At 55.4% G+C, this 24,310-nt stretch carries 23 protein-coding genes; 1 reads left to right on the top strand and 22 read right to left on the bottom strand.

Annotated features, from left to right (window positions below; genetic code table 11):
* Window positions 1-125: 125 nt before the first annotated feature.
* The 12 genes from lipB to leuS form a co-directional block, all read right to left on the bottom strand.
* Complete coding sequence (gene lipB / locus CWR52_RS06175) at window positions 126-767, bottom strand: lipoyl(octanoyl) transferase LipB (RefSeq protein WP_045909592.1); 642 nt, start codon at window positions 765-767, stop codon at window positions 126-128.
* A gap of 94 nt (window positions 768-861) precedes the next feature.
* Window positions 862-1,125: a DUF493 family protein YbeD gene (gene ybeD / locus CWR52_RS06170; RefSeq protein WP_003858718.1), complete on the bottom strand. Its 264-nt coding sequence runs from the start codon at window positions 1,123-1,125 to the stop codon at window positions 862-864.
* Window positions 1,126-1,231: 106 nt separating this feature from the next.
* Complete coding sequence (gene dacA, locus CWR52_RS06165) at window positions 1,232-2,443, bottom strand: D-alanyl-D-alanine carboxypeptidase DacA (RefSeq protein WP_047745898.1); 1,212 nt, start codon at window positions 2,441-2,443, stop codon at window positions 1,232-1,234.
* A 139-nt stretch (window positions 2,444-2,582) separates the two neighbouring features.
* Window positions 2,583-3,695 carry an endolytic peptidoglycan transglycosylase RlpA gene (gene rlpA / locus CWR52_RS06160; RefSeq protein WP_104949128.1) on the bottom strand — a complete coding sequence of 371 codons (1,113 nt, stop codon included), beginning with the start codon at window positions 3,693-3,695 and terminating at the stop codon, window positions 2,583-2,585.
* 16 nt (window positions 3,696-3,711) lie between these two features.
* Window positions 3,712-4,824: a peptidoglycan glycosyltransferase MrdB gene (gene mrdB, locus CWR52_RS06155; protein ID WP_008501037.1), complete on the bottom strand. Its 1,113-nt coding sequence runs from the start codon at window positions 4,822-4,824 to the stop codon at window positions 3,712-3,714.
* A 2-nt stretch (window positions 4,825-4,826) separates the two neighbouring features.
* Complete coding sequence (mrdA, locus tag CWR52_RS06150) at window positions 4,827-6,728, bottom strand: peptidoglycan DD-transpeptidase MrdA (RefSeq protein ID WP_104949127.1); 1,902 nt, start codon at window positions 6,726-6,728, stop codon at window positions 4,827-4,829.
* 28 nt (window positions 6,729-6,756) lie between these two features.
* Window positions 6,757-7,224 (bottom strand): 23S rRNA (pseudouridine(1915)-N(3))-methyltransferase RlmH, encoded by a 468-nt coding sequence (gene rlmH / locus CWR52_RS06145; RefSeq protein WP_003858701.1) that lies wholly within the window; start codon window positions 7,222-7,224, stop codon window positions 6,757-6,759.
* Between the two features lie 3 nt (window positions 7,225-7,227).
* Entirely contained in the window at window positions 7,228-7,545 is a 318-nt protein-coding gene (gene rsfS, locus CWR52_RS06140; protein ID WP_023334893.1) for a ribosome silencing factor, read from the bottom strand.
* 269 nt (window positions 7,546-7,814) lie between these two features.
* On the bottom strand, window positions 7,815-8,480 hold the full coding sequence (nadD, locus tag CWR52_RS06135; protein ID WP_025912714.1) for a nicotinate-nucleotide adenylyltransferase: 666 nt from the start codon (window positions 8,478-8,480) through the stop codon (window positions 7,815-7,817).
* The gene (gene holA / locus CWR52_RS06130) at window positions 8,473-9,504 is read right to left on the bottom strand and encodes a DNA polymerase III subunit delta (protein WP_104949126.1); all 1,032 of its coding nucleotides are present in this window, start codon (window positions 9,502-9,504) and stop codon (window positions 8,473-8,475) included. The genes nadD and holA overlap by 8 nt, the downstream gene beginning before the upstream one ends.
* Window positions 9,504-10,073 (bottom strand): LPS assembly lipoprotein LptE, encoded by a 570-nt coding sequence (gene lptE, locus CWR52_RS06125; RefSeq protein WP_104949125.1) that lies wholly within the window; start codon window positions 10,071-10,073, stop codon window positions 9,504-9,506. Before lptE ends, holA begins: the two co-directional genes overlap by 1 nt.
* A gap of 14 nt (window positions 10,074-10,087) precedes the next feature.
* Window positions 10,088-12,670: a leucine--tRNA ligase gene (gene leuS / locus CWR52_RS06120; protein ID WP_152034557.1), complete on the bottom strand. Its 2,583-nt coding sequence runs from the start codon at window positions 12,668-12,670 to the stop codon at window positions 10,088-10,090.
* 214 nt (window positions 12,671-12,884) lie between these two features.
* On the opposite strand from leuS, the gene CWR52_RS06115 reads away from it, so the two are divergent.
* Complete coding sequence (locus tag CWR52_RS06115) at window positions 12,885-13,367, top strand: zinc ribbon-containing protein (protein ID WP_023617134.1); 483 nt, start codon at window positions 12,885-12,887, stop codon at window positions 13,365-13,367.
* A 583-nt stretch (window positions 13,368-13,950) separates the two neighbouring features.
* Here the strand turns inward: CWR52_RS06115 and rihA are convergent.
* The 10 genes from rihA to miaB form a co-directional block, all read right to left on the bottom strand.
* The gene (gene rihA / locus CWR52_RS06110; RefSeq protein WP_104949122.1) at window positions 13,951-14,892 is read right to left on the bottom strand and encodes a pyrimidine-specific ribonucleoside hydrolase RihA; all 942 of its coding nucleotides are present in this window, start codon (window positions 14,890-14,892) and stop codon (window positions 13,951-13,953) included.
* Window positions 14,893-15,012: 120 nt separating this feature from the next.
* Window positions 15,013-15,738, bottom strand: a complete 726-nt coding sequence (locus CWR52_RS06105; protein WP_014883001.1) for an amino acid ABC transporter ATP-binding protein — start codon at window positions 15,736-15,738, stop codon at window positions 15,013-15,015.
* On the bottom strand, window positions 15,735-16,412 hold the full coding sequence (gene gltK / locus CWR52_RS06100; protein WP_008501047.1) for a glutamate/aspartate ABC transporter permease GltK: 678 nt from the start codon (window positions 16,410-16,412) through the stop codon (window positions 15,735-15,737). The genes CWR52_RS06105 and gltK overlap by 4 nt, the downstream gene beginning before the upstream one ends.
* Window positions 16,412-17,152 carry a glutamate/aspartate ABC transporter permease GltJ gene (gltJ, locus tag CWR52_RS06095; protein WP_008501048.1) on the bottom strand — a complete coding sequence of 247 codons (741 nt, stop codon included), beginning with the start codon at window positions 17,150-17,152 and terminating at the stop codon, window positions 16,412-16,414. The genes gltK and gltJ overlap by 1 nt, the downstream gene beginning before the upstream one ends.
* Before the next feature lie 155 nt (window positions 17,153-17,307).
* Window positions 17,308-18,213: an amino acid ABC transporter substrate-binding protein gene (locus CWR52_RS06090; protein ID WP_008501049.1), complete on the bottom strand. Its 906-nt coding sequence runs from the start codon at window positions 18,211-18,213 to the stop codon at window positions 17,308-17,310.
* Between the two features lie 353 nt (window positions 18,214-18,566).
* Window positions 18,567-20,105 carry an apolipoprotein N-acyltransferase gene (gene lnt, locus CWR52_RS06080; RefSeq protein ID WP_104949121.1) on the bottom strand — a complete coding sequence of 513 codons (1,539 nt, stop codon included), beginning with the start codon at window positions 20,103-20,105 and terminating at the stop codon, window positions 18,567-18,569.
* 5 nt (window positions 20,106-20,110) lie between these two features.
* Window positions 20,111-20,989: a CNNM family magnesium/cobalt transport protein CorC gene (gene corC, locus CWR52_RS06075; protein ID WP_021242574.1), complete on the bottom strand. Its 879-nt coding sequence runs from the start codon at window positions 20,987-20,989 to the stop codon at window positions 20,111-20,113.
* Window positions 20,990-21,078: 89 nt separating this feature from the next.
* On the bottom strand, window positions 21,079-21,546 hold the full coding sequence (gene ybeY, locus CWR52_RS06070) for an rRNA maturation RNase YbeY (RefSeq protein ID WP_008501052.1): 468 nt from the start codon (window positions 21,544-21,546) through the stop codon (window positions 21,079-21,081).
* A complete protein-coding gene (locus CWR52_RS06065; protein ID WP_008501053.1) occupies window positions 21,543-22,589 on the bottom strand; it encodes a PhoH family protein in 1,047 nt (348 codons plus the stop codon). The genes ybeY and CWR52_RS06065 overlap by 4 nt, the downstream gene beginning before the upstream one ends.
* A 163-nt stretch (window positions 22,590-22,752) precedes the next feature.
* Window positions 22,753-24,177, bottom strand: coding sequence for a tRNA (N6-isopentenyl adenosine(37)-C2)-methylthiotransferase MiaB (gene miaB, locus CWR52_RS06060; RefSeq protein ID WP_045909585.1), 1,425 nt, complete (start codon window positions 24,175-24,177; stop codon window positions 22,753-22,755).
* Between the last annotated feature and the right edge of the window lie 133 nt (window positions 24,178-24,310).

Below are 24,310 nucleotides of genomic sequence, written 5' to 3'. Positions count from 1 at the left end.
CTAAATAATATGTAGCGGTAATATTCGGGCGCTTCGAAAATATAGAATCTGTGGATTATTGTAAAGTGCAAAAACGGTAAATAAACGGTGGCCCGCCAAATTAGCGAGCCCTGTTGTAGGATATATTAAGCAGGGATATATTCGTGCGGTGGATTGTTAAGTAGTGCTAACACGTTCTTCAAAAGCACGGGACGAATAGTGTCTGGCGTAGCGGTTTCAACCCACTGGCGCACCTGCGTCATTTCCATACCGGCGTAGCCGCAGGGGTTTATGCGCTGGAAAGGGGCAAGATCCATATTAATATTCAATGCCAGGCCGTGGAATGAGCAGCCTTTACGAATACGCAGCCCCAGAGAGCAAATCTTCATTTCCCCAACGTAAACCCCAGGCGCATCGGCACGCGGATGCGCATCAATACCATATTCCGCCAGCGTGTTGACGACGGTTTGTTCCAGTAGGGTAACCAGCTCACGGACGCCCAGCTTTCTGCGCTTCAGATTGAGCAGGACGTACATCACCTGCTGCCCGGGCCCATGGTACGTGACCTGGCCGCCGCGATCGCTCTGGATAACCGGGATATCGCCCGTCATTAATAAATGTTCTGCTTTTCCCGCCTGACCCTGCGTAAAGACCGGCAGGTGTTCGACCAGCCAGATCTCATCGGGGGTTGTATCATCGCGTGAATCGGTGAAGTCATGCATAGCCTGGGAGACAGGCTCGTAAGGTTGCAGCCCGAGGTGACGGACCAGAATTTTATCCTGATACAAAACTGCGTCTCCGAAGACGAGGGACAAAAGGTATGCGGGAGTATATCACAGCGGGGAGAGGGGTTACCCGGCAAACCGGGTAACCGCAAAGGGACTACAGCACCATACGAACGATTTCGATATTGCCGAGCTCTTCGTACAGCGTCTCAACCTGCTCAATGTGTGTCGCAGTGATGGTAATAGAAACCGAGTGGTAGTTGCCCTTGCTGCTTGGTTTTACTGACGGAGAGTAGTCACCCGGCGCATGGCGCTGTACCACTTCAACCACCTGATCAACCAGCTCAGGTTTCGCCAGACCCATTACTTTGTAGGTAAATGGGGTAGGGAATTCAAGCAGTTCGTTAAGTTTGGTTTTCATGTCAGCTCCGGCGTAACGTCAAAAAATAATAACTCCCACGTCAGGTGGGAGTTATCAGGATACTTAGTATATGGGGATCAAAATCACACTTTCAAGTGTTCAATTTTTAACCAAACCAGTGGTGGAACATCAATTTAATGTAATCAATGATTTTGCCGAAGAAATTGCCTTCAGGAATTTCTTGCAGGACCACCAGCGGACGCTGATCGATCGTTTTACCATCCAGCTGGAAGTTGATGGTACCCACAACCTGGTTTTTCTGCAGCGGGGCGTGCAGCTCGGTGCTGTTCAGTACGTAGCTGGCTTTCAGATCCTTCATACGACCGCGCGGAATGGTCAGATACAGGTCTTTATCAACGCCGAGAGAAGCACGGTCGTTGTCGCCGAACCAGACGGGTTCAGATGCAAACTCTTTGCCTGCTTTCAGTGGATTCACGGTTTCGAAGAAACGGAAGCCCCAGGTCAGCAGTTTTTTACTTTCAGTTTCACGGCCTTTAAAGGTGCGCCCCCCCATCACGGCAGAGATCAGACGCATCTGGCCTTCAGTGGCGGAGGCGACCAGGTTATAGCCCGCTTTGTCGGTGTGACCGGTTTTGATGCCGTCAACGTTCAGGCTGTTATCCCACAGCAGGCCGTTACGGTTGGTCTGACGGATACCGTTGAAGGTGAACTCTTTCTCTTTATAGATAGAGTACTCATTAGGGACATCGCGGATCAGCGCCTGACCAATCAGCGCCATATCACGTGCGGAGCTGTACTGACCGTCTGCGTCCAGGCCGTGTACGGTCTGGAAATGGCTGTTTTTCAGACCCAGCGCGTTCACGTAGCTGTTCATCAGGCCCACGAAAGCATCCTGGCTACCGGCGGCGAAATCGGCCATCGCCACGCAGGCATCGTTACCCGACTGCAGGTTGATACCGCGAATCAGCTGGGAAACAGGAACCTGCATACCCGGTTTCAGGAACATCAGAGAGGAACCTTTAAAGACCGGGTTCCCGGTCGCCCACGCATCGTTACCGATGGTGACCAGATCCGTTTCTTTGAATTTACCTGCCTTCATCGCCTGGCCGATAACGTAGCTGGTCATCATTTTGGTCAGGCTGGCCGGGTCACGGCGGGCATCGGCATTCTGTTCTGCCAGCACTTTGCCAGAGTTGTAATCGATCAGGATGTAAGATTCCGCGTCGATTTGCGGAACGCCAGGGATCATGGTCTTGATATTCAGGTCATCGGCGTGAGCTGCAGAGAGCGCAGCCGCGCAAAGGGTCGTGGTCAGCGCCATGCGCTGCACAAAACGAGCAGAAAAAGTGGTCTTCATGGTCAGAACTACGACATCCGTGATGGAATTAAAAAAAGTGCCTTACTATAGCAAATGCTATTCAGGCAGGCATCCGACTTTAAGCATGAGTTTGTGAATGTGTTTTACACAAACTGACAATTCGGATACCGCCGGTTAATTATTTCGCAACAGCGATAAATGACTGAAGCTGAGCTTCATTCTGCAGACGCTGCTGCAGGGAGGCTGCCTGTGATTTGCTGGCAAACGGCCCCATCTGAATGCGCCAGACCGCACCGTTCTGCTCAACGCGTCCTGGTACGCCAAACTGCTGGCTCAGACGCTGCTGATACTGTTTGGCCCGGGCCTGATCGCTCACTGCGCCGACCTGAACCACATAGCTGCCGCTGGCCGCTGTTGGAGCCGTTACCGCTGCACTTTGCGTGGCCGCGGGCGCCGTTACGGGAGCCGACTGGGTTGCTGGCGCAGCAACGTGAGCGGGGGTTGGGGTAGGCTCACTGCCTTCCAGCACGCCAGAGGCTAAGGTCGTCGGTGCGCCAAGAAAGCGGCTACTCTTTACCGGTGCGCCCGTTGAATCGTCGCTTTGCAGCGTGTCATTGCTGATTGGACGTGTTTCTCCCCCCGGCTGAGCAGGCTCGGCCGGAGAAGAGACGCTGCCCATTCCGCCGTCAAGATTTGGGCGGTCGGGCAGGGCATAGGTCTGTTTCGCCACCGTCGTACACGCGGTACCTGGCCCGGACAGCGAACCATCCTGTGCCACGATAATCGGGTCAATACGGACTTTGGTGTTGTTCGAGGTATTCAGACGATCGGCTGACGCGCGAGACAGGGAGATCACCCGATCATTTCCGTACGGGCCGCGGTCATTGATACGCACGACAATCATACGGCCGTTTGCCAGGTTGGTGATACGGGCGTAGCTCGGGATCGGCAGCGTCGGGTGTGCTGCGGTCAGCTGCATGGGGTCGAACGTCTCCCCGGAGGCCGTAAGGTTACTGCCTGGCTCGGCATCGTAAATGGCGGCAAAGCCCGCCTGACTGAAACGGGAAGGATCCTGAACAATTTTATAGCTTTTGCCGTCGCGCTCGTAATCCTGATTGGCACTGGCATTCAGCGGTTCATAAACGGGATCGGCACCGCTGATTTCAACGATTGGGCCATTACACACCGCAGGCTGCGGCGGCGCGACGGTTGCCTGTTGCTGACCATCATCACTTGTGCAGGCCGCAAGTAAACTTGCCGCAATGCAGATCCCCAGCCACTGCTTACGCATTCCGATCCCCTTATTTTTATACGCTTTTTGACAACATTTTTCTGTGGGTATGGATCGACATCACGATACCAAACCCGGCCATCAACACGATCAGTGCCGAGCCTCCGTAACTCACCAGCGGCAGCGGTACGCCTACCACCGGCAGAATACCACTCACCATACCAATATTTACGAAGACATAAACGAATAAAATCAGCATCAACCCGCCAGCCATGACGCGACCAAAGGTCGTTTGCGCGCGTGCTGCAATCCACAATCCCCGCATGATTAGCAGAACGTATAGCGCCAGGAGTATTAAGATGCCCACCAGCCCCAGCTCTTCCGCCAGTACGGCAAAGATAAAGTCGGTGTGGCGTTCCGGTAAAAATTCCAGCTGCGACTGCGTACCGTGCAGCCAGCCCTTACCGCGCAGGCCGCCGGAGCCAATCGCAATCTTGGACTGAATAATATGATAGCCCGCGCCCAGCGGATCGGTTTCCGGATCGAGCAGCATCATGACGCGCTGGCGCTGGTAATCATGCATCAGGAAGAACCAGAGAATAGGGATGAACGCCGCAATCAGCACCACTGCGATGCCAATCAGGCGCCAGCTCAGGCCCGACAGGAAGAGGACAAACAGACCGGAGAGCGCGATAAGGATTGAGGTGCCAAGGTCAGGTTGTGCCGCAACCAGCAGCGTTGGCAGGAAAATCAGCACCAGCGCGATAGCGGTATTCTTCAGAGACGGCGGACAGACGTCGCGGTTGATAAAGCGTGCCACCATCAGTGGCACGGCGATTTTGGCAATCTCCGAGGGCTGGAAGCGGACAATACCCAAATCCAGCCAGCGCTGCGCCCCTTTTGAAATGGCACCAAACGCATCGACCGCAACCAGCAAAATAATACAGAAGATGTAGAGGTAGGGCGCCCAGCCTTCGTAAACGCGCGGCGGGATCTGCGCCATCACCACCATAATGATCAGGCCCATGGCGATCTGGCCGATTTTGCGCTCCATCATCCCGATGTCCTGGCCGCTGGCGCTCCAGATAACCAGCGCACTGTAAACCAGCAGAGCCAGCAGGATTAGCAGCATGGCTGGGTCGATGTGGATTTTGTCCCACAGCGATTTTTTATTTGGATTATCCGTCATGATTATTGGTCCTCCGCCGCAGCGGCGGCCGGGTTTTCAGCCGGCAGTTCGGTGTTGTTATCACCCAGCATGATGTGGTCAAGGATCTGGCGCATGATGGTCCCTACTGCAGGCCCGGCACCGCCGTTCTCCAGAATCATTGCCACCGCGACCTGCGGGTTGTCATAAGGGGCAAACGCCGTCATCAGCTTATGGTCACGCAGACGTTCGGCAATGCGGTGCGCGTTATAGGTTTCGTTGGCTTTCAGGCCAAATACCTGCGCAGTACCGGACTTCGCCGCCACTTTGTACGGCGTCCCGGCGAAATACTTGTGTGCGGTACCGTTCGGGCGGTTTGCCACGCCGTACATACCGTCTTTCGCGATTTCCCAGAAGCCGGAATGAATGTCACCCACCGGGGCTTCGTGCGGCTGGTTCCACGGCACTTTTTTGCCGTCTTCAACCGTACTCTGCAGCAGATGCGGCACTTTCACCACGCCGTCATTGATGAGGATCATCATGGCTTTGTTCATCTGAAGCGGCGTTGCCGTCCAGTAGCCCTGACCGATACCCACCGGAATGGTGTCGCCCTGATACCACGGCTTTTTAAAGCGCTTCAGCTTCCATTCGCGCGTCGGCATGTTGCCGGAGCGTTCTTCCGCAAGGTCAACGCCGGTGTAGTGTCCGTAGCCGAATTTGCTCATCCACTCTGACAGGCGGTCGATCCCCATGTCATACGCTACCTGATAGAAGAAGGTATCCGCAGACTCCTCCAGCGATTTGGTGACGTTCAGATGACCGTGGCCCCATTTTTTCCAGTCGCGATAGCGCTTATCTGAACCCGGCAGCTGCCACCAGCCCGGATCAAACAGGCTGGTATTGCGGTTGATGACGCCAGCACTCAGAGCAGAGACCGCCACGTACGGTTTAACCGTTGATGCCGGTGGGTAAACCCCTTGGGTCGCGCGGTTCACCAGCGGCGTGTTGGGGTCATTCAGCAGACCGGAGTAGTCTTTACTGGAAATGCCGTCAACAAACAGGTTCGGGTCATAGCTTGGCATAGACACCATCGCCAGGATGCCGCCGGTTCGAGGATCGGTGACCACAACGGCTGCACGACTGCCCGCCAGCAGGGTTTCAATATACTGCTGCAGCTTAAGGTCGAGGGTCAGATAGACGTCATGCCCCGCCTGCGGCGGTACCTCTTTAAGCTGGCGGATCACGCGGCCACGGTTGTTAACCTCAACTTCTTCATAGCCGGTTTGCCCGTGCAGGACATCTTCGTAGTAGCGTTCAATGCCCAGCTTACCGATATCATGCGTTGCGGCGTAGTTCGCCAGCTTGCCGTCTTTATCGAGGCGGTCGACGTCTTTGTCGTTAATCTTGGAGACGTAGCCAATCACATGCGTCAGCGCGGAGCCGTAGGGGTAGTAGCGACGCTTGTAACCTTTTACTTCCACGCCGGGGAAACGGTACTGGTTCACCGCAAAGCGGGCCACCTGGACTTCCGTCAGGTTGGTTTTAACCGGAATGGAGGTGAATCGGTGTGAGCGGGCGCGCTCTTTTTTAAAGGCGGCGATATCGTCGTCGTTAAGGTCAACAACGCTTTTCAGCGCTTCCAGCGTATCCTGAACATTATCGACTTTTTCCGGCATCATCTCGATTTGATAGATGGTGCGGTTTAACGCCAGCGGGGTGCCGTTACGATCGTAAATAATGCCGCGGCTGGGTGCGATAGGTACCAGCTTGATACGGTTTTCGTTGGAACGCGTCTGGTAATTGGTAAAGCGGACAATTTGCAGATTATAAAGGTTGGCGATCAGCACGCCGGTAAGCAGCAAAATCCCGGTGAAGGCGACCAGCGCCCGGCGCACAAACAGCGCGGACTCAGCCGTATAGTCGCGAAAAGAATTCTGTAGTTTCATCCGCTGCTTAATCTACCCTGGTCAGTCATTACTCGCGGTGATAGGGGTGGTTGGTAGTAATGCTCCACGCGCGATACAGGCTTTCTGCCACCAGTACCCGAACGAGCGGGTGGGGAAGCGTCAGCGCGGAGAGGGACCAACTTTGTTCTGCTGCCGCTTTGCAGGCAGGGGATAACCCTTCAGGCCCGCCAATCAACAGACTGACGTCACGACCATCCTGCTTCCAGCGCTCCAGTTCGTGCGCCAGCTGCGGCGTATCCCAGGGTTTTCCTGGAATATCGAGGGTGACGATGCGGTTCTTGCCTGCGGCAGCCAGCATCAGTTCGCCCTCTTTATCGAGAATACGTTTGATATCGGCGTTCTTGCCGCGCTTACCGGCGGGAATTTCCACCAGTTCGAACGGCATGTCTTTTGGAAAACGACGCAGATATTCAGTAAAACCGGTTTGTACCCAGTCCGGCATTTTGGTGCCGACGGCGACCAGCTGCAACTTCACGCATTAACCCCAGAGTTTTTCCAGTTCATACAGGCGACGGCTCTCGTCCTGCATGACGTGGACAATCACATCGCCGAGATCGACAACCACCCAGTCAGCCGTCGCTTCACCTTCAACACCCAGCGGTAACAGCCCTGCTGCACGCGATTCCTGAACCACGTGATCGGCAATCGAAACAACATGACGCGTGGACGTACCGGTGCAGATAATCATGCAGTCGGTAATACTGGATTTACCCTTCACGTCAATCGCGATGATGTCCTGACCTTTCAGGTCATCAATTTTGTCAATAACAAAATCCTGGAGTGCTTTACCCTGCAAGTTTTCCCCCTGGGGTGAATGAGATTGTAAAACGTTGAATTCGTAGCCAGGCAGTATACCTGAACTCATGCCTGTGTCGGGACAAATGTCTCCGGCCGGGCTTTTGAAGGCGGGTATCATCCCACCCTCCGCCTGAGATTGCATCGCCATTTTTGTAAAACAATTTCTGTAAAGCAATGACTGGCGGGAAAGTCTGGCAGCGGAGAATAACAGTATGGCTTACCCTGTCAAGGCAGGATAAACAATAAGCCGCTTTTTATGCCTTCCCGCTATTCATCTGCGCTTTTCTGATACAAACCGTGCGTATGGATATAGGCCAGCACCGGTGCGGGGAGCAGATCGTCACATGCTAAACCCTGCTGTAAACGCTCACGAATGAGGGTCGCAGAGATATCGAACCACGGCGTTTCCGCCAGATAAATCTTCCCGGCAGGCTGATTGTGGAGATCTTCAACATTGGCGGTGAGATGATCTTCCAGCCACTGCTGGTACTGCGCTTCACGCATGGTCAGCGGATAGCCAGGACGGCGGCAGACGAGCAGATGGCTGTTCTCCAGAATGGTTTCATATTTATGCCATGTGGGGAAGTTCAGCAGGGAATCCTGACCAATGATAAAAGCCAGCGGCTGGTCTGGCCCCTGTTCTGCGCGCCACTCCTGAAGCGTCTGCGAGGTCCAGGAGGGGGTGTCGCGACGCAGCTCACGCTCGTCAAGCCGGAAGAGCGGCTTATCAGCGATGGCCAGGGCAAGCATCTCTTTTCGCTGCTCGCTGGTCGCCTCGGGCTGTGGACGGTGGGGCGGGACATTATTGGGCATGATGGTAACGCGCTGAAGGCCGATCAGATTCGCCAGAATTTCAACCGGCTTCAGATGCCCGTAGTGTACCGGGTCGAAGGTGCCGCCATACAGGGCCTGTAAAGAATGCATACTATCCATCAATAAAAACGTCTGCCAGCGCCTTGTGGCAGAGCAGCAGAGAAAGGCTTTCCAGCTCCGCCCAGACCGACTGGCCGTAATCTTGCTTGAGCGTAAGCTCGGCGCGCATCAGAAGCTGTACCGCCTGGCGAAGCTGTTCATGACTCAGGCGGTTGATGGCTTCGGTGGTCAAAGCTCGGCGATTTTGCCACACCCGGTGTTTATCAAACAGCGAACGCAAAGGCGTGTGGGCAGACTGACGCTTGAGCGTAATCAGCAGCAGTAATTCGCGCTGCAGGGTTCGCAGCAGAATAACCGGTTCGCTGCCTTCGAGGCGCAGCTGCTGCAGAATATGCAGGGCGCGTTTACTTTTTGCCGACAGCAGCGCGTCCACCCAGTGGAACGGCGTGAAGTGCGCCGCGTCGTTAACGGCCTGCTCGACGCGCGGCAAGGTCAGCTTGCCGTCCGGCCAGAGCAGGGAGAGTCTGTCAAGCGCCTGCGCCAGGGCCAGCAGGTTACCTTCATAGCAGTAGCAGAGCAGCTGATTTGCCGCGTCATCCAGCTGAAGGTTGTGCTGTTTCGCTCTCGCGGCGACCCATTTAGGCAGATGTGCCTGCTCAGGCGTCTGACAGCTGACCAGCACCGCGCGGGGCGCGAGTTGGGTAAACCAGGCCGCGTTTTCCTGCGCTTTGGTCAGCTTGTTGCCACGCACAATAAGGAGCAGATCGCTGTGTAAGAGGCTGACCAGCGTAGCGAGCTGCTCGTTTATCGCCGCGTTAGGGCCGTTATCCGGCAGCAGGATCTGAATTGTCTGGCGCGATGCGAACAGGCTCATCGCCTGACAGAGCGAGAAGAGGGCGTTCCAGTCGGTGTTGTTATCCAGCTGGACGGTGTGGTGTTCATCGAAGCCCTGCGCGGCGGCGGCATGTCGCACGGCATCCAGGCTTTCCTGAAGCAATAACGGATCGTTTCCAAGAAGCAGATACGCCGCGCGCAGCCCTTCATTGAGCTGCGCGCGGAGTTGTTCAGGATACAGCCTGATCATCATTTACCCAGAGAGTTAGCAGCAGGAAGCGTGCCATCAACCGGTTTATCAACAATGTCAGATCCTTGTTTGGTTGACGCTGCAATACTAGGCAGTTTACGGATCAGCTGCTCCGCCGCCTTGTCGTACATTTCGTTGATGATAATCTGCTGTTCGGCATCTTTTGCCAGCGCCGTCTGCGGGTTATCGAAGAACGAACGGTATACTTTCGTGCTGATCGGGTAGATGTCTTTACCCGGGATCAGGACTGCCGCGTTGACCGTCAACACCATTTGATACTCTGCGGTACGGCCATCCTGGAAGATAGACGCGGTATCTCTCGACAGACCACTTCCTGTCACACGCAGAGACGGTACATCCTGACGCAGCGTCTGTTTCTCAACAAGCTCAACGCCGTTCAGACGCAGCTGATTGCGAATTGCCCGGCTGAGTGGACCATTCGGATCCCCGGAATCGAAGATCATCGTTTTCATCTCAGCGGGCACCGCTGTGGTATTGCGCAGGTGCCAGCCACAGCCAGCGGTGACAAGCACCGCCAGTGATAAGAGTATTGTTGCCAGTTGTCGCACGTTTCCTCCCGCGCTTAGCCAACGACCAGATTCAGCAGTTTACCCGGTACGTAGATCACTTTACGTACGGTAACGCCCTCAAGATATTTTGCGACCAGAGGTTCCTGGCCCGCGCGCTCGCGAACCTGTTCTTCGGTTGCATCGACCGCCACGGTAATTTTACCGCGAACTTTGCCGTTCACCTGGACCACAACCAGCGTCGTGTTTTCCACCATCGCTGATTCGTCTGCCACTGGCCACGGCGCGTTGTCGATATCGCCTTCGCCTTTCAGCTCCTGCCACAGGGTAAAGCTAACGTGCGGCGTGAACGGGTTCAGCATACGAACGACGGCCAGCAGTGCTTCACGCATGAGGGCACGATCCTGCTCGCCGTCCTGCGGAGCTTTCGCCAGCTTGTTCATCAGTTCCATAATAGCCGCAATTGCGGTATTGAAGGTCTGACGACGACCAATATCATCGGTCACTTTTGCAATCGTTTTATGAACATCACGACGCAGCGCCTGCTGATCTTCAGTCAGGGCGGCGGCGTTCAGCGCTGGGGCATCGCCCAGTGAGGTGTGCTCGTAAACCAGTTTCCAGACGCGTTTCAGGAAGCGGTTAGCCCCTTCAACACCGGATTCCTGCCACTCCAGCGTCATGTCTGCCGGAGAGGCAAACATCATGAACAGTCGCACGGTATCCGCACCATAACGCTCAACCATCACCTGCGGGTCGATACCGTTGTTTTTCGACTTAGACATCTTGCTCATGCCGGTGTAGACCAGCTCATGACCTTCGGCGTCTTTGGCCTTCACAATACGGCCCTTCTCGTCGCGTTCAACGATCGCGTCAACCGGAGACACCCAGTTACGCTCGCCGTTTGCACCGACGTAATAGAAGGCATCCGCCAGCACCATGCCCTGGCACAGCAGCTGTTTTGCAGGTTCGTCAGAGTTCACCATGCCCGCATCGCGCATCAGCTTATGGAAGAAGCGGAAGTAGAGCAGGTGCATGATGGCGTGTTCGATACCACCGATGTAGATATCTACCGGCAGCCAGTAGTTCGCCGCGTTGGAATCCAGCATGCCGTCCTGATACTGCGGGCAGGTGTAGCGAGCATAGTACCAGGATGACTCCATAAAGGTGTCAAAGGTGTCGGTTTCGCGCAGCGCAGGCTGGCCGTTGACGGTGGTTTTAGCCCACTCAGGATCGGCTTTGATCGGGCTGGTGATGCCGTCCATAACGACGTCTTCCGGCAGGATCACCGGCAGTTGATCTTCTGGCGTTGGCATCACGGTGCCATCTTCCAGCGTCACCATTGGAATTGGCGCACCCCAGTAGCGCTGACGGGAAACACCCCAGTCGCGCAGACGGAAGTTAACTTTACGCTCGCCCACGCCAAGGGAGGCCAGCTTGTCGGCGATGGCGTTGAAGCCCTCTTCGAAGCTCAGACCGCTGAACTCGCCGGAGTTGAACAAGGTCCCTTTTTCGGTCAGCGCGTGTTCGGACAGGTCTGGTTCAGAACCGTCAGCGGCCAGGATAACAGGCTTGATGGTCAGGCCATATTTGGTGGCAAATTCGTAGTCGCGCTGGTCGTGACCCGGAACGGCCATCACGGCGCCCGTGCCGTATTCCATCAGTACGAAGTTGGCGGCCCAGACAGGGATCGCTTCGCCCGTCAGCGGGTGAATGGCTTTAAAGCCGGTATCAACGCCTTTTTTCTCCATCGTTGCCATATCGGCTTCGGCCACTTTGGTGTTGCGGCATTCGTCGATGAAGGTAGCCAGTTCCGGATTGTTTTCTGCCGCTTTCTGCGCAAGCGGGTGACCTGCGGCCACGGCCAGGTAGGTCGCGCCCATGAAGGTGTCCGGACGGGTGGTGTAGACGGTCAGGGTCTGGTCGTAGTTCTCAACGTTGAAGGTGATTTCCACGCCTTCGGAACGGCCGATCCAGTTGCGCTGCATGGTCTTAACGGTATCTGGCCAGTGGTCCAGATTATCCAGATCGTTCAGCAGCTCATCAGCATAAGCGGTGATTTTGATAAACCACTGCGGGATCTCTTTACGCTCTACTTTGGTGTCACAGCGCCAGCAGCAGCCATCGATAACCTGTTCGTTCGCGAGAACGGTCTGGTCATTCGGGCACCAGTTAACGGCAGAGGTTTTCTTGTACACCAGGCCTTTTTTGTACAGCTCGGTGAAGAACTTCTGTTCCCAGCGGTAGTATTCCGGCGTACAGGTTGCCAGCTCGCGGCTCCAGTCATAGCCGAAGCCCAGCATTTTGAGCTGGTTTTTCATGTACGCGATGTTGTCATACGTCCACGGTGCCGGCGCCGTATTATTTTTTACCGCCGCGCCTTCCGCAGGCAGACCGAACGCATCCCAACCGATGGGTTGCAGAACGTTTTTACCCAGCATGCGCTGGTAACGCGCAATCACATCACCGATGGTGTAGTTACGCACGTGGCCCATGTGTAGTCGACCAGAAGGATAGGGAAGCATCGACAGGCAGTAATACTTCTCTTTGCTCTCGTCTTCGGTTACTTCAAAGGTGCGCTTCTCGTCCCAGTGTTGCTGGACTTTTGATTCTATCTCTTCCGGGCGGTATTGCTCTTGCATGGCAGCCAGTGGTCCTGTTTTCAATACAGCTACAAATGTAGCCAATGGATGTGGTAATTCAGATCCGCATAGCATAGCCCAAACGCCCGCGTCAAAACAGCCTTTCGCACAAATGCGCTTTGCAGGAATTTACCGGGTCTGTGCTTCACCTGACAAAGCGGCGATGAAATAAGGTCTATTATTAGAAATAGTTACTTACCCGGGAGGCAAAATGATGAACAAGGTTGCTCAATTTTACCGCGAACTGGTGGCGACACTGACGGAACGGCTGCGTAACGGCGAGCGCGATATCGATGCGCTGGTGGAGCAGGCGCGTGCCCGCGTGTCGCAAACGGGTGAGTTAACGCGAACCGAAGTGGAAGAGGTGACGCGTGCCGTGCGTCGCGATCTGGAAGAGTTCGCGCGCAGCTACCAGGAGAGCCAGGAGGAGGTCACGGACAGCGTTTTCATGCGGGTGATCAAAGAGAGCCTGTGGCAGGAGCTGGCCGATATCACGGATAAAACGCAGCTGGAGTGGCGTGAAGTCTTTCAGGATTTGAACCACCACGGTGTGTACCACAGCGGTGAAGTGGTCGGGCTGGGAAATCTGGTGTGCGAGAATTGCCACCACCATATTGCGGTGTATACGCCGGAGGTTCTGTCGCTGTGTCCGAAATGCGGCCACGATCAGTTCCAGCGTCGGCCGTTTGAGCCCTAGGTAAAAGCGCAGGTTTGCGCCCTCTCCCCGTGGGAGAGGGCCGGGGTGAGGGCGTCAGGCCGCAAAAGGTAAAAGCAAAACGGCAACCATGTTGCCGTTTTTAGTGTCTGCTCCCTCTCCCTGTGGGGTGAGGAATCCCCAGTAATTTTATACCTGAAGCGATGCATGTGACTTCAGGAAAATGAATGGCTTACAGCGATGCCCTGGTCCGGCTGTAAATCGCTGAGGCGTTTGCCTTCCGGCCGGGGCGAGGCGCATGGATGCGCCGAGAGGGCGGGCTTTACAGGGACGTTACCTCCGCCCGTCCCCGAAAAGCCGGAAGGAATAAGCCGAAGGCACCGCGAAGCGGCGATTTACCGCCGGGAGCCCGGGTCGCCAGGGCGGTGGCGATTGAGCCGCCCTGGCACGTTCACCGGCCATGTCCTTACAGAGTAGCAAGAAACATAAAGTGAACGGAATGACCACCAGAGCCGTATGTTCCCCCTCACCCCAGCCCTCTCCCTCAAGGGAGAGGGGGTCGTCCGTGCTGGTATTATTTTGTGGGGATTCCTCAGCCCTGTGGGAGAGGGCCGGGGTGAGGGCATCAGGCCGCACTATAGTAATCCAGCCTCTCCGCCAGCAAATCCACAAACGCCTCACGGTCAATATCCACCATCAGCGTGGTATTCGGCTTATTTCCCGTCAGCGAGTAGTAGTCCACCACCGTCATCCCCTGGGTGTATTTCCCCTGAGTTTCGACGCCAACCCACCTGTGGACCGTGGTAAACATCTCCGGTTTTAATAGCCAGGCAATGGTGCACGGATCGTGCAGCGGCGCGCCGTGGAATCCCCATTTCTCGGCTTTGTGATACTCCATAAAGAAGTCGAGCAGCTCAGCCACGGTTGTCGCGACCGGATTACCAACGGAGCGGAAGCGCTCAATGTCGTCAGCCATAATCTGTGCGCGATGGGTCACGTCCAGCCCCGCCATCACGACGGGCAAACCGGACTGGAAGACGATCTCCGCCGCTTCCGGGTCGACAAAAATGTTGAATTCTGCGGACGGCGTCCAGTTTCCCAGACCCATGGCCCCGCCCATGATGACGATACGGGCGATTTTGCTGTGCAGTTCAGGGTGGCTGTTCAGCAGCAGCGCGACGTTGGTTTGCGGCCCGGTAGCCACCAGCGTCACGGGTTCCGCGCTATCGCGCAGCACCTTCGCCATCAGCTCCACGGCGGTGCAGTTTTGCGGCGTGAAGCCTGGCTCAGGCAGCGCCGGACCGTCCAGCCCGCTTTCACCATGCACGTTATCCGCGATAATTAATTCACGCATCAGGGGCTTGAGGGCGCCACCGGCGACGGGAATATCGGTGCGCCCGAGCAGCGTCAGCATGCGCAAAACGTTACGCAGGGTTTTATCCGGCGTCTGGTTTCCGGCGGAAGAGGTGACGGCTTTGACGTCGAGTTCAGGGGAGGCAAGTGCAAGAACGAGCGCGATCGCGTCATCATGACCCGGATCGCAATCGAAAATGATGGGTTGTGCCATAGCGTTCTCCATTCATAGCGTTATTTTGTGACAAGGTTAACGCTGCAATGTGACGCCGAATAGAAAAAGAGATCTAAAGCGTGAAGCAGTGCGCAATCCGCAGATTGCGCACCGGGAAGGTTAGTGCAGGATTTTGGCGAGGAAATCTTTCGCACGTTCGGATTTCGGGTTGGCGAAGAACTCCTCTTTCGGGGAATCTTCCACGATCTTCCCTTCGTCCATAAAGATCACGCGGTTAGCCACTTTACGTGCGAAGCCCATTTCGTGGGTCACCACCATCATGGTCATTCCTTCGTGCGCCAGTTCGACCATCACGTCCAGCACTTCGTTGATCATCTCCGGATCGAGCGCCGACGTTGGCTCATCAAAGAGCATAGCAACCGGATCCATGCACAGGGCGCGGGCGATCGCCACACGCTGCTGTTGGCCGCCGGAGAGCTGCGCCGGGAACTTATCGGCATGCGCAGAGAGGCCAACGCGTTCCAGGAGCTTCAGGCCTTTCTCGCGCGACGCTTTTTTATCACGCTTGAGCACTTTCACCTGGGCCAGCGTCAGGTTCTCAATAATGGAGAGGTGAGGGAACAGCTCAAAATGCTGGAACACCATGCCAACGTGAGAGCGAAGCTGGGCGAGGTTGGTTTTCTTGTCGTTGACTTTGGTACCGTTGACGACGATCTCGCCCTGCTGCACCGGCTCCAGCCCGTTGACGGTTTTGATCAGCGTCGATTTACCGGAACCGGACGGTCCGCACACCACTACCACGTCGCCTTTTTTCACTTCGGTGGAGCAGTCGGTCAGCACCTGAAAGTGCCCATACCATTTAGAAACATTTTTCAGGGAAATCATTGTACCGTCCTTTTCTTCAGCCAGCTGACCAACAGCGACGCGCTTAAACTAATCACAAAATAGACCGCACCCGCAAAGAGCACCATCTCAACCTGCGTACCATCACGCTCACCGATGGTTGACGCGGTACGGAAGAAGTCTGCCAGGCTCAGCACGTAGACCAGAGAGGTATCCTGGAAAAGCACGATACCCTGGGTCAGCAGGAGCGGAACCATGGCGCGAAACGCCTGCGGCAGAATAATGAGCTGCATGGACTGCCAGTGTGTCATCCCCAGCGCCAGTGCGGCGCTGGATTGCCCGCGGGAGATACTCTGAATGCCCGCACGGATAATCTCCGAGTAGTAAGCGGCCTCAAACATCGAGAATGCCACCATCGCCGAGATCAGACGGATATCGGTTTTCGGCGACAGCCCCAGCACGTTTTGCAGGAAGCCGGGCACGATCAGGTAAAACCACAGCAGCACCATTACCAGCGGGATGGAGCGGAACACGTTAACGTAGGCGGTCGCGAACCAGGCGAGCGGCTTAAAGCTCGACAGGCGCATGACGGCCAGCAGGGTGCCCCAGACGATACCGACAATAATGGCAATAACGGTGATTTTTAAGGTAATCATCAGTCCATCAAGCAGATAAGGCATGGATGGAACGATAGAACTCCAGTCAAATTCGTACATTATTTGCCCCCCATGTTGCCCGGCAGGCGAATTTTGCGTTCAACCAGGTTCATCACCAGCATGATGAAAGCGTTAATCAGAACGTACGCGAGCGTGATCGCGGTGAAGGATTCCCACGCGTGAGCGGAGTAATCCAGCAGCTTGCCCGCCTGTGCAGCCATATCGACCAGGCCGATGGTTGAGGCGATGGCCGAGTTTTTCACCAGGTTCATCATCTCGGAGGTCATCGGCGGAACGATGACGCGGTAGGCGTTAGGCAGCAGCACGTAGCGGTAGGTTTGTGGCAGGGTTAATCCCATCGCCAGACCCGCATTTTTTTGTCCACGGGGTAATGACTGAATGGCGGCACGCACCTGCTCGCAAACGCGCGCAGCGGTAAACAGCCCCAGACACATCATGGAGGAGACAAAGAACTGCACATTCGGATCCAGTTCCGACTTGAACCACATGCCAATATTTTCCGGCAGCAGTTCCGGGATAACCAGATACCAGGTAAAGAATTGCACGATCAGCGGAACGTTACGGAACAGTTCCACATAGAGGGTGCCAAGCGTTGAAAGAAAACGGTTAGGGACGGTGCGCAGAATACCGAACAGAGAACCGACAAGAAACGCGATGATCCACGCCGTTATCGATAATGCCACGGTGACCTGAAAGCCGCTCCACAGCCAGCCAAGATAGGTGGTGTTGCCGAACGGGGCTTGTTGCAGAAATATGCCCCAGTTCCAGTCGATTGACATAATAAACTCCAGAAAAAAAAGGGTAGCAGCGCTACCCTCGAAGATTGGTGAGAAGCTCATTTTTCGCGCTGAGTGGGGAACGACCACTCAACGTATAGTCTGTCCATGCTTCCCGACAATCGAGAGGGCAGGAGATCCCGCCCCTGTTGTTCTAATTAGTTAAGAGCCTTGTCATTTGGAGATTTGAACAGCGCTTTCATGTCGTCAGACAGTTCAAAATTCATGTTCAGGTTTTTTGGTGGAATCGGGTTCTTGAACCATTTGTCGAACCATTTTTCCGCTTCGCCGGAGGTCTGCACCTGAGCGATGGTGTCATCGATCAGCTTTTTGAACTGCGGATCGTCTTTACGCAGCATACAGCCGTAGGCTTCTTTCGACTGCGCGGTGCCGACGATATCCCAGTTGTCAGGTTTCTTCGCTTTCGCACGCTCGCCCGCCAGCAGGGCATCATCCATCATAAACGCGACGGCACGACCGCTTTCCAGGGTACGGAAGGAGTCGCCATGGTCTTTCGCGCTGATGATGCGCATATCCATTTTTTTCTCGTCGTTCAGCTTGTGCAGCAGCACTTCTGACGTGGTACCGGAGGTGACAACAACCGCTTTGCCTTTCAGGTCAGCGAAGTCTTTGATCTCGCCGCCTTTCTTCGTCAGCAGACGGGTGCCCACGACAAAGATGGTGTCAGAGAAGGCCGCCTGTTTCTGACGCTCGAGGTTGTTGGTGGTGGAACCACACTCGAAGTCAAAGGTGCCGTTTTGCAGCAGTGGAATACGGTTCTGTGAAGTGATTGGGATCAGCTTCACCTGCAGGTCAGGTTTGTTCAGCTTTTTCTTCACGGCTTCAACGATAGCGTTGGAGTAATCCTGTGAATAGCCCACGACTTTTTGCGTGTTGTCGTAGTAAGAGAACGGGACAGATGATTCACGGTGGCCGACCACGATGACGCCGTTTTTGGCAATCTTGTCGAGAGTGCTGCCTGCTGCTGGCGCATCTTCAGCGTGAACCACGCCTGCAGACATTCCCATCACCAGCATTGCTGTGGCCAGTTTACGTAATTGCATACCCAACTCCTTTCTTATCAGCGCCAGAGACGCATTGATACCCATTGTGATGTTGTTATATCTCGCGCAATGCGAGTGCAGTGTTATGCAAGCTTGTTAACATTTAGTCTGGCTTAATGTAAAGATTTTGCTGCGTTATTGTTTATTTTTGCGAAGCGCGCCGCACCATTCAGAGGCAAATATCTCCCGTTGCACCGTTTCGGTGCTACCGATGAGCTACGCTGGTGCGACAAAGTTGCACGTTAAGCCAAACTGCGTTTACCTGAATAAACAAAGCAATAGGCGTGCCAGAATGGGAGTTTGGGAGGATTTACCGGGTAAGCGTCAGCGCCACCCGGCAACAGAAGGGAAGGTTATTTACGACGCTGACGCAGGCTCATCAGCACTGCGCCAAAGCCGAACAGCACGGTCAGTATCCACAGCGACCAGTTGCCGGTACGGGCGTATGGCGTCAGTCCCGTGGTTGGCGTGACGTTAGCGGTCAGTACCTCACGGGTAAACTGCGGGATCATCGCCTGAATTTCACCCTGAGGACCAATCACGGCGGTGATGCCGTTGTTGGTGCTGCGCAGCAGCGGACGCGCCAGCTCCAGGGAGCGCATACGTGCCATCTGGAAGTGCTGCCACGGGCCAATTGACTTACCAAACCAGGCATCGTTGGAGATGGTCAGCAGATAGTCCGTATCCGGGCGGAAGTTATCGCGCACCTGCTCGCCGAGAATGATTTCGTAGCAGATAGCCGGCGTCAGGGCAGCGCCGTGCGCGTGCAGCTGAGGCTGAACGTACGGTCCGCGGCTGAAGGAGGACATCGGCAAATCAAAGAACGGGGCCAGCGGGCGCAGAATCGATTCCAGCGGCACAAATTCACCAAATGGCACCAGGTGGTTCTTGTTGTACCGGTCAGTGGAGTGGTAGCTGTATTCGCTGTCTTTGCCGAGCGTAATGATGGTGTTGTAGGTGTCGTAGCGGTTCTGCTGATTCAGACGCGCATCGACAATCCCGGTGATCAGCGTGCTGCCGCGGGCCAGCAGCAGGTCGTTCATCATGTTGAGGAACGGCTGCTGGTTGATCTCCAGATCGGGAATGGCAGACTCCGGCCAGATAATCAGCTGCGATTTACCCATCACCTCTTCGGTGGCGTTGGCGTAGATCTTCAGCGTATTCAGCAGCTCTTTCTCGTCCCACTTCATCGACTGCGGGATATTACCCTGAACCATGGAGACCTGCATGGCGCGCTCGGGCTCGGGCGTGAACCACTGGATATAACGCAGCGGGAAGGGCAGGGCGAACAGCACCAGCGCCACAACCAGCGGCTTCCAGCCACGTGAAACCAGCGCTAATACCAGCAGGCCGCTGACCACCATCAGCAGGAAGTTAATGGCCTCAACGCCCATGACCGGCGCCAGGCCTTTGAGCGGGCCGTCAATCTGACTGTAGCCGAACTGCAGCCACGGGAAGCCGGTCAGCACCCAGCCGCGCAGGAATTCCGTGATTTGCCAGACCACCGGTGCGGCAACCGCGACGCGCAGCCAGCTGGTTTTGGGCCACAGGCGAGAAAGGATGCCGGCGAACAGGCCAGTATAGAGCGAGAGATAGGCGGCGAGCAGTACCACCAGAAAGACGTTTACCGGGCCCGGCATACCGCCAAACTGGGCGATGCTGACGTAGACCCAGTTAATACCTGAGCCAAACAGCCCCAGTCCCCAGAAGTAGCCGATAGCGGCAGCCTGTACCGGACGACGGTTCAGGGTCAGACCCTGAAGCCCCATCAGGGAGAGTATGGCCGCAGGCCAGATATCGTAAGGAGAAAAAGCCAGCGTACCGCTGGCTCCGAGTAACAGCGCCAGCAGCAAACGGACGTGCTGGCGTTCAAGCAATGGGGCAAATGCCATTTACATTAATCTTCCAGTTTTGGCACCGGTGAGTCGTCCGGCGTTCTGACGTGAACCTGTATAATACGTCGGCTGTCGGCCATGGCTACTTTGAACTGGTAACCGTCGATGTCAACGGTCTCACCGCGCGCCGGGAGATGGCCAAAGGCCTGCATCACCAGCCCGCCAATGGTATCGACCTCTTCGTCGCTGAAGTGGGTCCCGAAGGCGTCGTTGAAGTCCTCGATGGAGGCCAGCGCACGCACGGTCCAGGTGTGGCGGCTAAGCTGACGGAAGTCGATATCCTCTTCTTCGTCATACTCATCTTCGATTTCGCCCACGATCAGCTCAAGGATATCCTCGATCGTGACCAGACCGGAGACGCCACCAAATTCATCAATAACAATCGCCATGTGGTAACGCTGAGAGCGAAACTCTTTCAGCATCCGATCCACACGTTTACTTTCCGGCACAACCACGGCCTGGCGTAACACTTTTTCCATGCTGAAGGCTTCGGCATCGCTGCGCATAAACGGCAGCAGATCTTTCGCCATCAAAATCCCTTCGATGTGATCTTTATCTTCGCTGATGACCGGGAAACGCGAGTGGGCGGATTCGATGATCACATCGAGGCACTCGTCCAGTGTCTGGTTACGTTTCAGGGTGATCATCTGCGAGCGGGGGATCATGATATCGCGAACGCGCTGGTCGGCGATGTCCATAACCCCTTCGAGCATTTCGCGCGTATCTTCGTCGATAAGGTCGTTCTGCCCGGAATCACGAATCAGCTCCAGCAGTTCATCACGGTTTTTGGGTTCGCCGTGGAAAAGCTGGTTCAGAATGAGGGAGAAAAATCCCTTTTTACTGGTTGTCGTGTCGCTACTGTGTGAATTGTCGTCGCTCATGGCGTTTGTTAAGGGTTCTCTTGTTAGTTCAACGTTTACCGCCACGCGATGTCCTTTCGTGGCGGCAGGTGAGTCAGTCAGGTGACTAACTATTCTTTCTCGGCAATGTACGGATCCTCATAGCCCAGAGCAAGCATTATCTCTGTCTCGAGGGACTCCATCTCTTCCGCTTCGTCGTCTTCGATATGATCGTAGCCGAGCAGATGCAGGCTGCCGTGTACCACCATGTGCGCCCAGTGGGCTTCAAGGGGTTTCTGCTGCTCTTTGGCTTCCTGTTCAACCACCTGACGGCAGATGATCAGATCGCCCAACAGCGGCATCTCGATGCCCGGTGGGGCTTCGAACGGGAAAGAGAGCACGTTGGTCGGCTTATCTTTCCCGCGATAGGTCAGGTTAAGCTCATGGCTTTCTGCTTCATCCACCAGGCGAATCGTGACTTCTGATTCTTCCTGAAACTGCGGGATAACGGCATCCAGCCATTTCTGAAACTGTGCCTCATCTGGCATGCCGGAATTGTCTTCACAGGCCAGCTGTAAATCGAGGATCACCTGACTCATTTTTGTTCTTGCTCCTGCGCTTCGCGCTTACGTTCTGCGGCCAGTTCGGCCTTACGCTTCTGATCCGCCTCTTCCCAGGCTTCATAAGCGTTAACGATACGCGCGACCACCGGGTGGCGTACCACGTCTTCACTGTGGAAGAAGTTAAAGCTGATTTCGTCGACCTCGGCCAGCACTTCGATGGCGTGGCGCAGGCCCGATTTGGTGCTGCGCGGCAGATCGATCTGGGTGACGTCACCGGTAATCACCGCTTTCGAGTTAAAGCCAATACGCGTCAGGAACATTTTCATCTGTTCGATGGTGGTGTTCTGGCTCTCATCGAGAATGATGAACGCATCGTTCAGCGTGCGGCCGCGCATGTAGGCGAGCGGGGCCACTTCGATCACGTTACGCTCAATGAGCTTCTCGACCTTCTCAAAGCCCAGCATTTCGAACAGCGCATCGTATAAAGGACGCAGATACGGATCGACCTTCTGGCTCAGATCGCCTGGCAGAAAGCCCAGTTTTTCACCGGCTTCAACGGCAGGGCGGGTCAACAGGATACGTCGGATCTCCTGACGCTCCAGCGCATCGACCGCCGCGGCAACGGCCAGATAGGTTTTACCCGTACCCGCCGGTCCCACGCCGAAGGTGATGTCGTGGTCGAGAATATTGGCGATGTACTGCGCCTGGTTTGGCGTACGCGGCTTGATGACGCCACGCTTGGTCTTAATGTTGATTGCCTTACCATAGTCCGGCACGCTCTCCGCGCTCTGCTCAAGCACGCGCGCCTCTTTAATGGCGAGGTGAATCTGCTCCGGTTCGATATCCTGAATTTCACCGCGCATGGGGGAGGTGTCGACATACAGGCTACGCAGAATGTCCGCAGCGGCGTTGACGCAGATAGGGCGTCCGGTGAGTTTGAAATGATTATCGCGACGATTGATTTCGATACCCAGACGTCGCTCCAGTTGTTTGATGTTGTCATCAAACGGCCCGCACAGGCTCAGCAGGCGAGCGTTGTCTGCTGGCTCAAGGCTAATTTCACGCGTATCTATGTTCAAACTGTTCCTCTTTGATTGATTAACTGACCCGCTGCCACACGGCGCAATAAAACGGTCATTACCGAAATTATTCACGCCACAGAATAAAGGCGCAAGCGTTGCGGAAGATATTGGGGGCGATGAGAGGAAATACAAGGCCTGCCAAAGCGGCAGGCCTGAAGGATTAGGGCTGGTAAATCCCAACGCCAGAATCGTTTTCTTTGCGGGTACGCGAGATCACGGATTGCGGTGACTCTGCGATACGCAGGCCCATTTCGTCTTCGGTGCGGACTACCTTCGCGCGCAGCGAGTTGGTCAGCACTTCGACAATCTCGACGTCCACGAATTTACCGATCATATCCGGGGTGCCTTCAAAGTTCACCACGCGGTTATTTTCGGTACGACCAGAGAGTTCCATAATGCTCTTGCGGGAAGTGCCTTCCACCAGAATGCGCTGAACGGTGCCGAGCATGCGGCGGCTCCAGGCGTTGGCCTGCTGGTTGATACGCTCCTGCAGAATATACAGACGCTGCTTTTTCTCTTCTTCCGGCACATCGTCAACCATATCGGCCGCCGGTGTTCCAGGACGCGCGGAGAAGATGAAGCTATAGCTGACGTCAAAGTTCACTTCGCCGATGAGCTTCATGGTGCGCTCGAAGTCATCAGCGGTTTCGCCAGGGAAGCCGACGATAAAGTCAGAGCTAATCTGGATATCCGGACGCGCTTCACGCAGCTTGCGGATGGTGGATTTATACTCCAGTACCGTATGCGGGCGGCCCATCAGGTTCAGCACGCGGTCCGAGCCGCACTGGATCGGCAGGTGCAGGAAGCTCACCAGCTCTGGCGTATCGCGATAGACGTCAATAATGTCGTCGGTAAATTCCATCGGATGGCTGGTGGTAAAGCGAATGCGGTCAATGCCGTCAATCGCGGCCACCAGACGCAGCAGCTCGGCAAAGCTGCCGGTCGTGCCGTCATAGTTCTCACCGCGCCAGGCGTTAACGTTCTGGCCCAGCAGGTTCACTTCGCGCACACCCTGCGCGGCAAGCTGCGCGATTTCAAACAGAATATCGTCTGCCGGGCGGCTGACCTCTTCACCACGGGTGTACGGCACCACGCAGTACGTGCAGTATTTGTTGCAGCCTTCCATGATGGAGACGAAGGCGGTCGGGCCATCGGCACGTGGCTCAGGCAGACGGTCAAATTTTTCGATTTCCGGGAAGCTGACGTCAACGACCGGGCTACGGTTACCGCGAACCTGATTGATCATCTCAGGCAGACGGTGCAGGGTCTGAGGGCCAAAGACGATGTCCACATACGGGGCTCTCTGGCGGATCAGCTTGCCTTCCTGCGACGCGACGCAGCCGCCCACGCCGATGATCAGGTCCGGATTTTTGCGTTTGAGAAGTTTCCAGCGGCCTAACACGTGAAAGACTTTTTCCTGCGCTTTTTCACGAATTGAACAGGTGTTCAGCAGCAGCACATCGGCTTCTTTCGCATTTTCAGTCAGCTGGTATCCGTGGGTGGTATCCAGCAGATCGGCCATCTTGGATGAATCGTATTCGTTCATCTGACAGCCCCAGGTTTTTATATGGAGTTTTTTAGTCATCGACTTGCTCAGCTCAGGATTGCAAGCCGCGTATTGTAATGCTTTGGTGGGGTTGTGACCAGTATGAAGGTTGTGTGTCTCAGGACCGCAAAAATCCGGTAAACTTAAGGGATTCTCCAATAAGGAAAATTGA

This window comes from Enterobacter sp. SGAir0187 (assembly GCF_002952735.2).
Lineage (GTDB): Bacteria > Pseudomonadota > Gammaproteobacteria > Enterobacterales > Enterobacteriaceae > Enterobacter > Enterobacter quasiroggenkampii.
The sequence above is the reverse complement of the archived record's forward strand: the minus strand, read 5'-3'. Positions and strand labels throughout refer to the sequence as shown.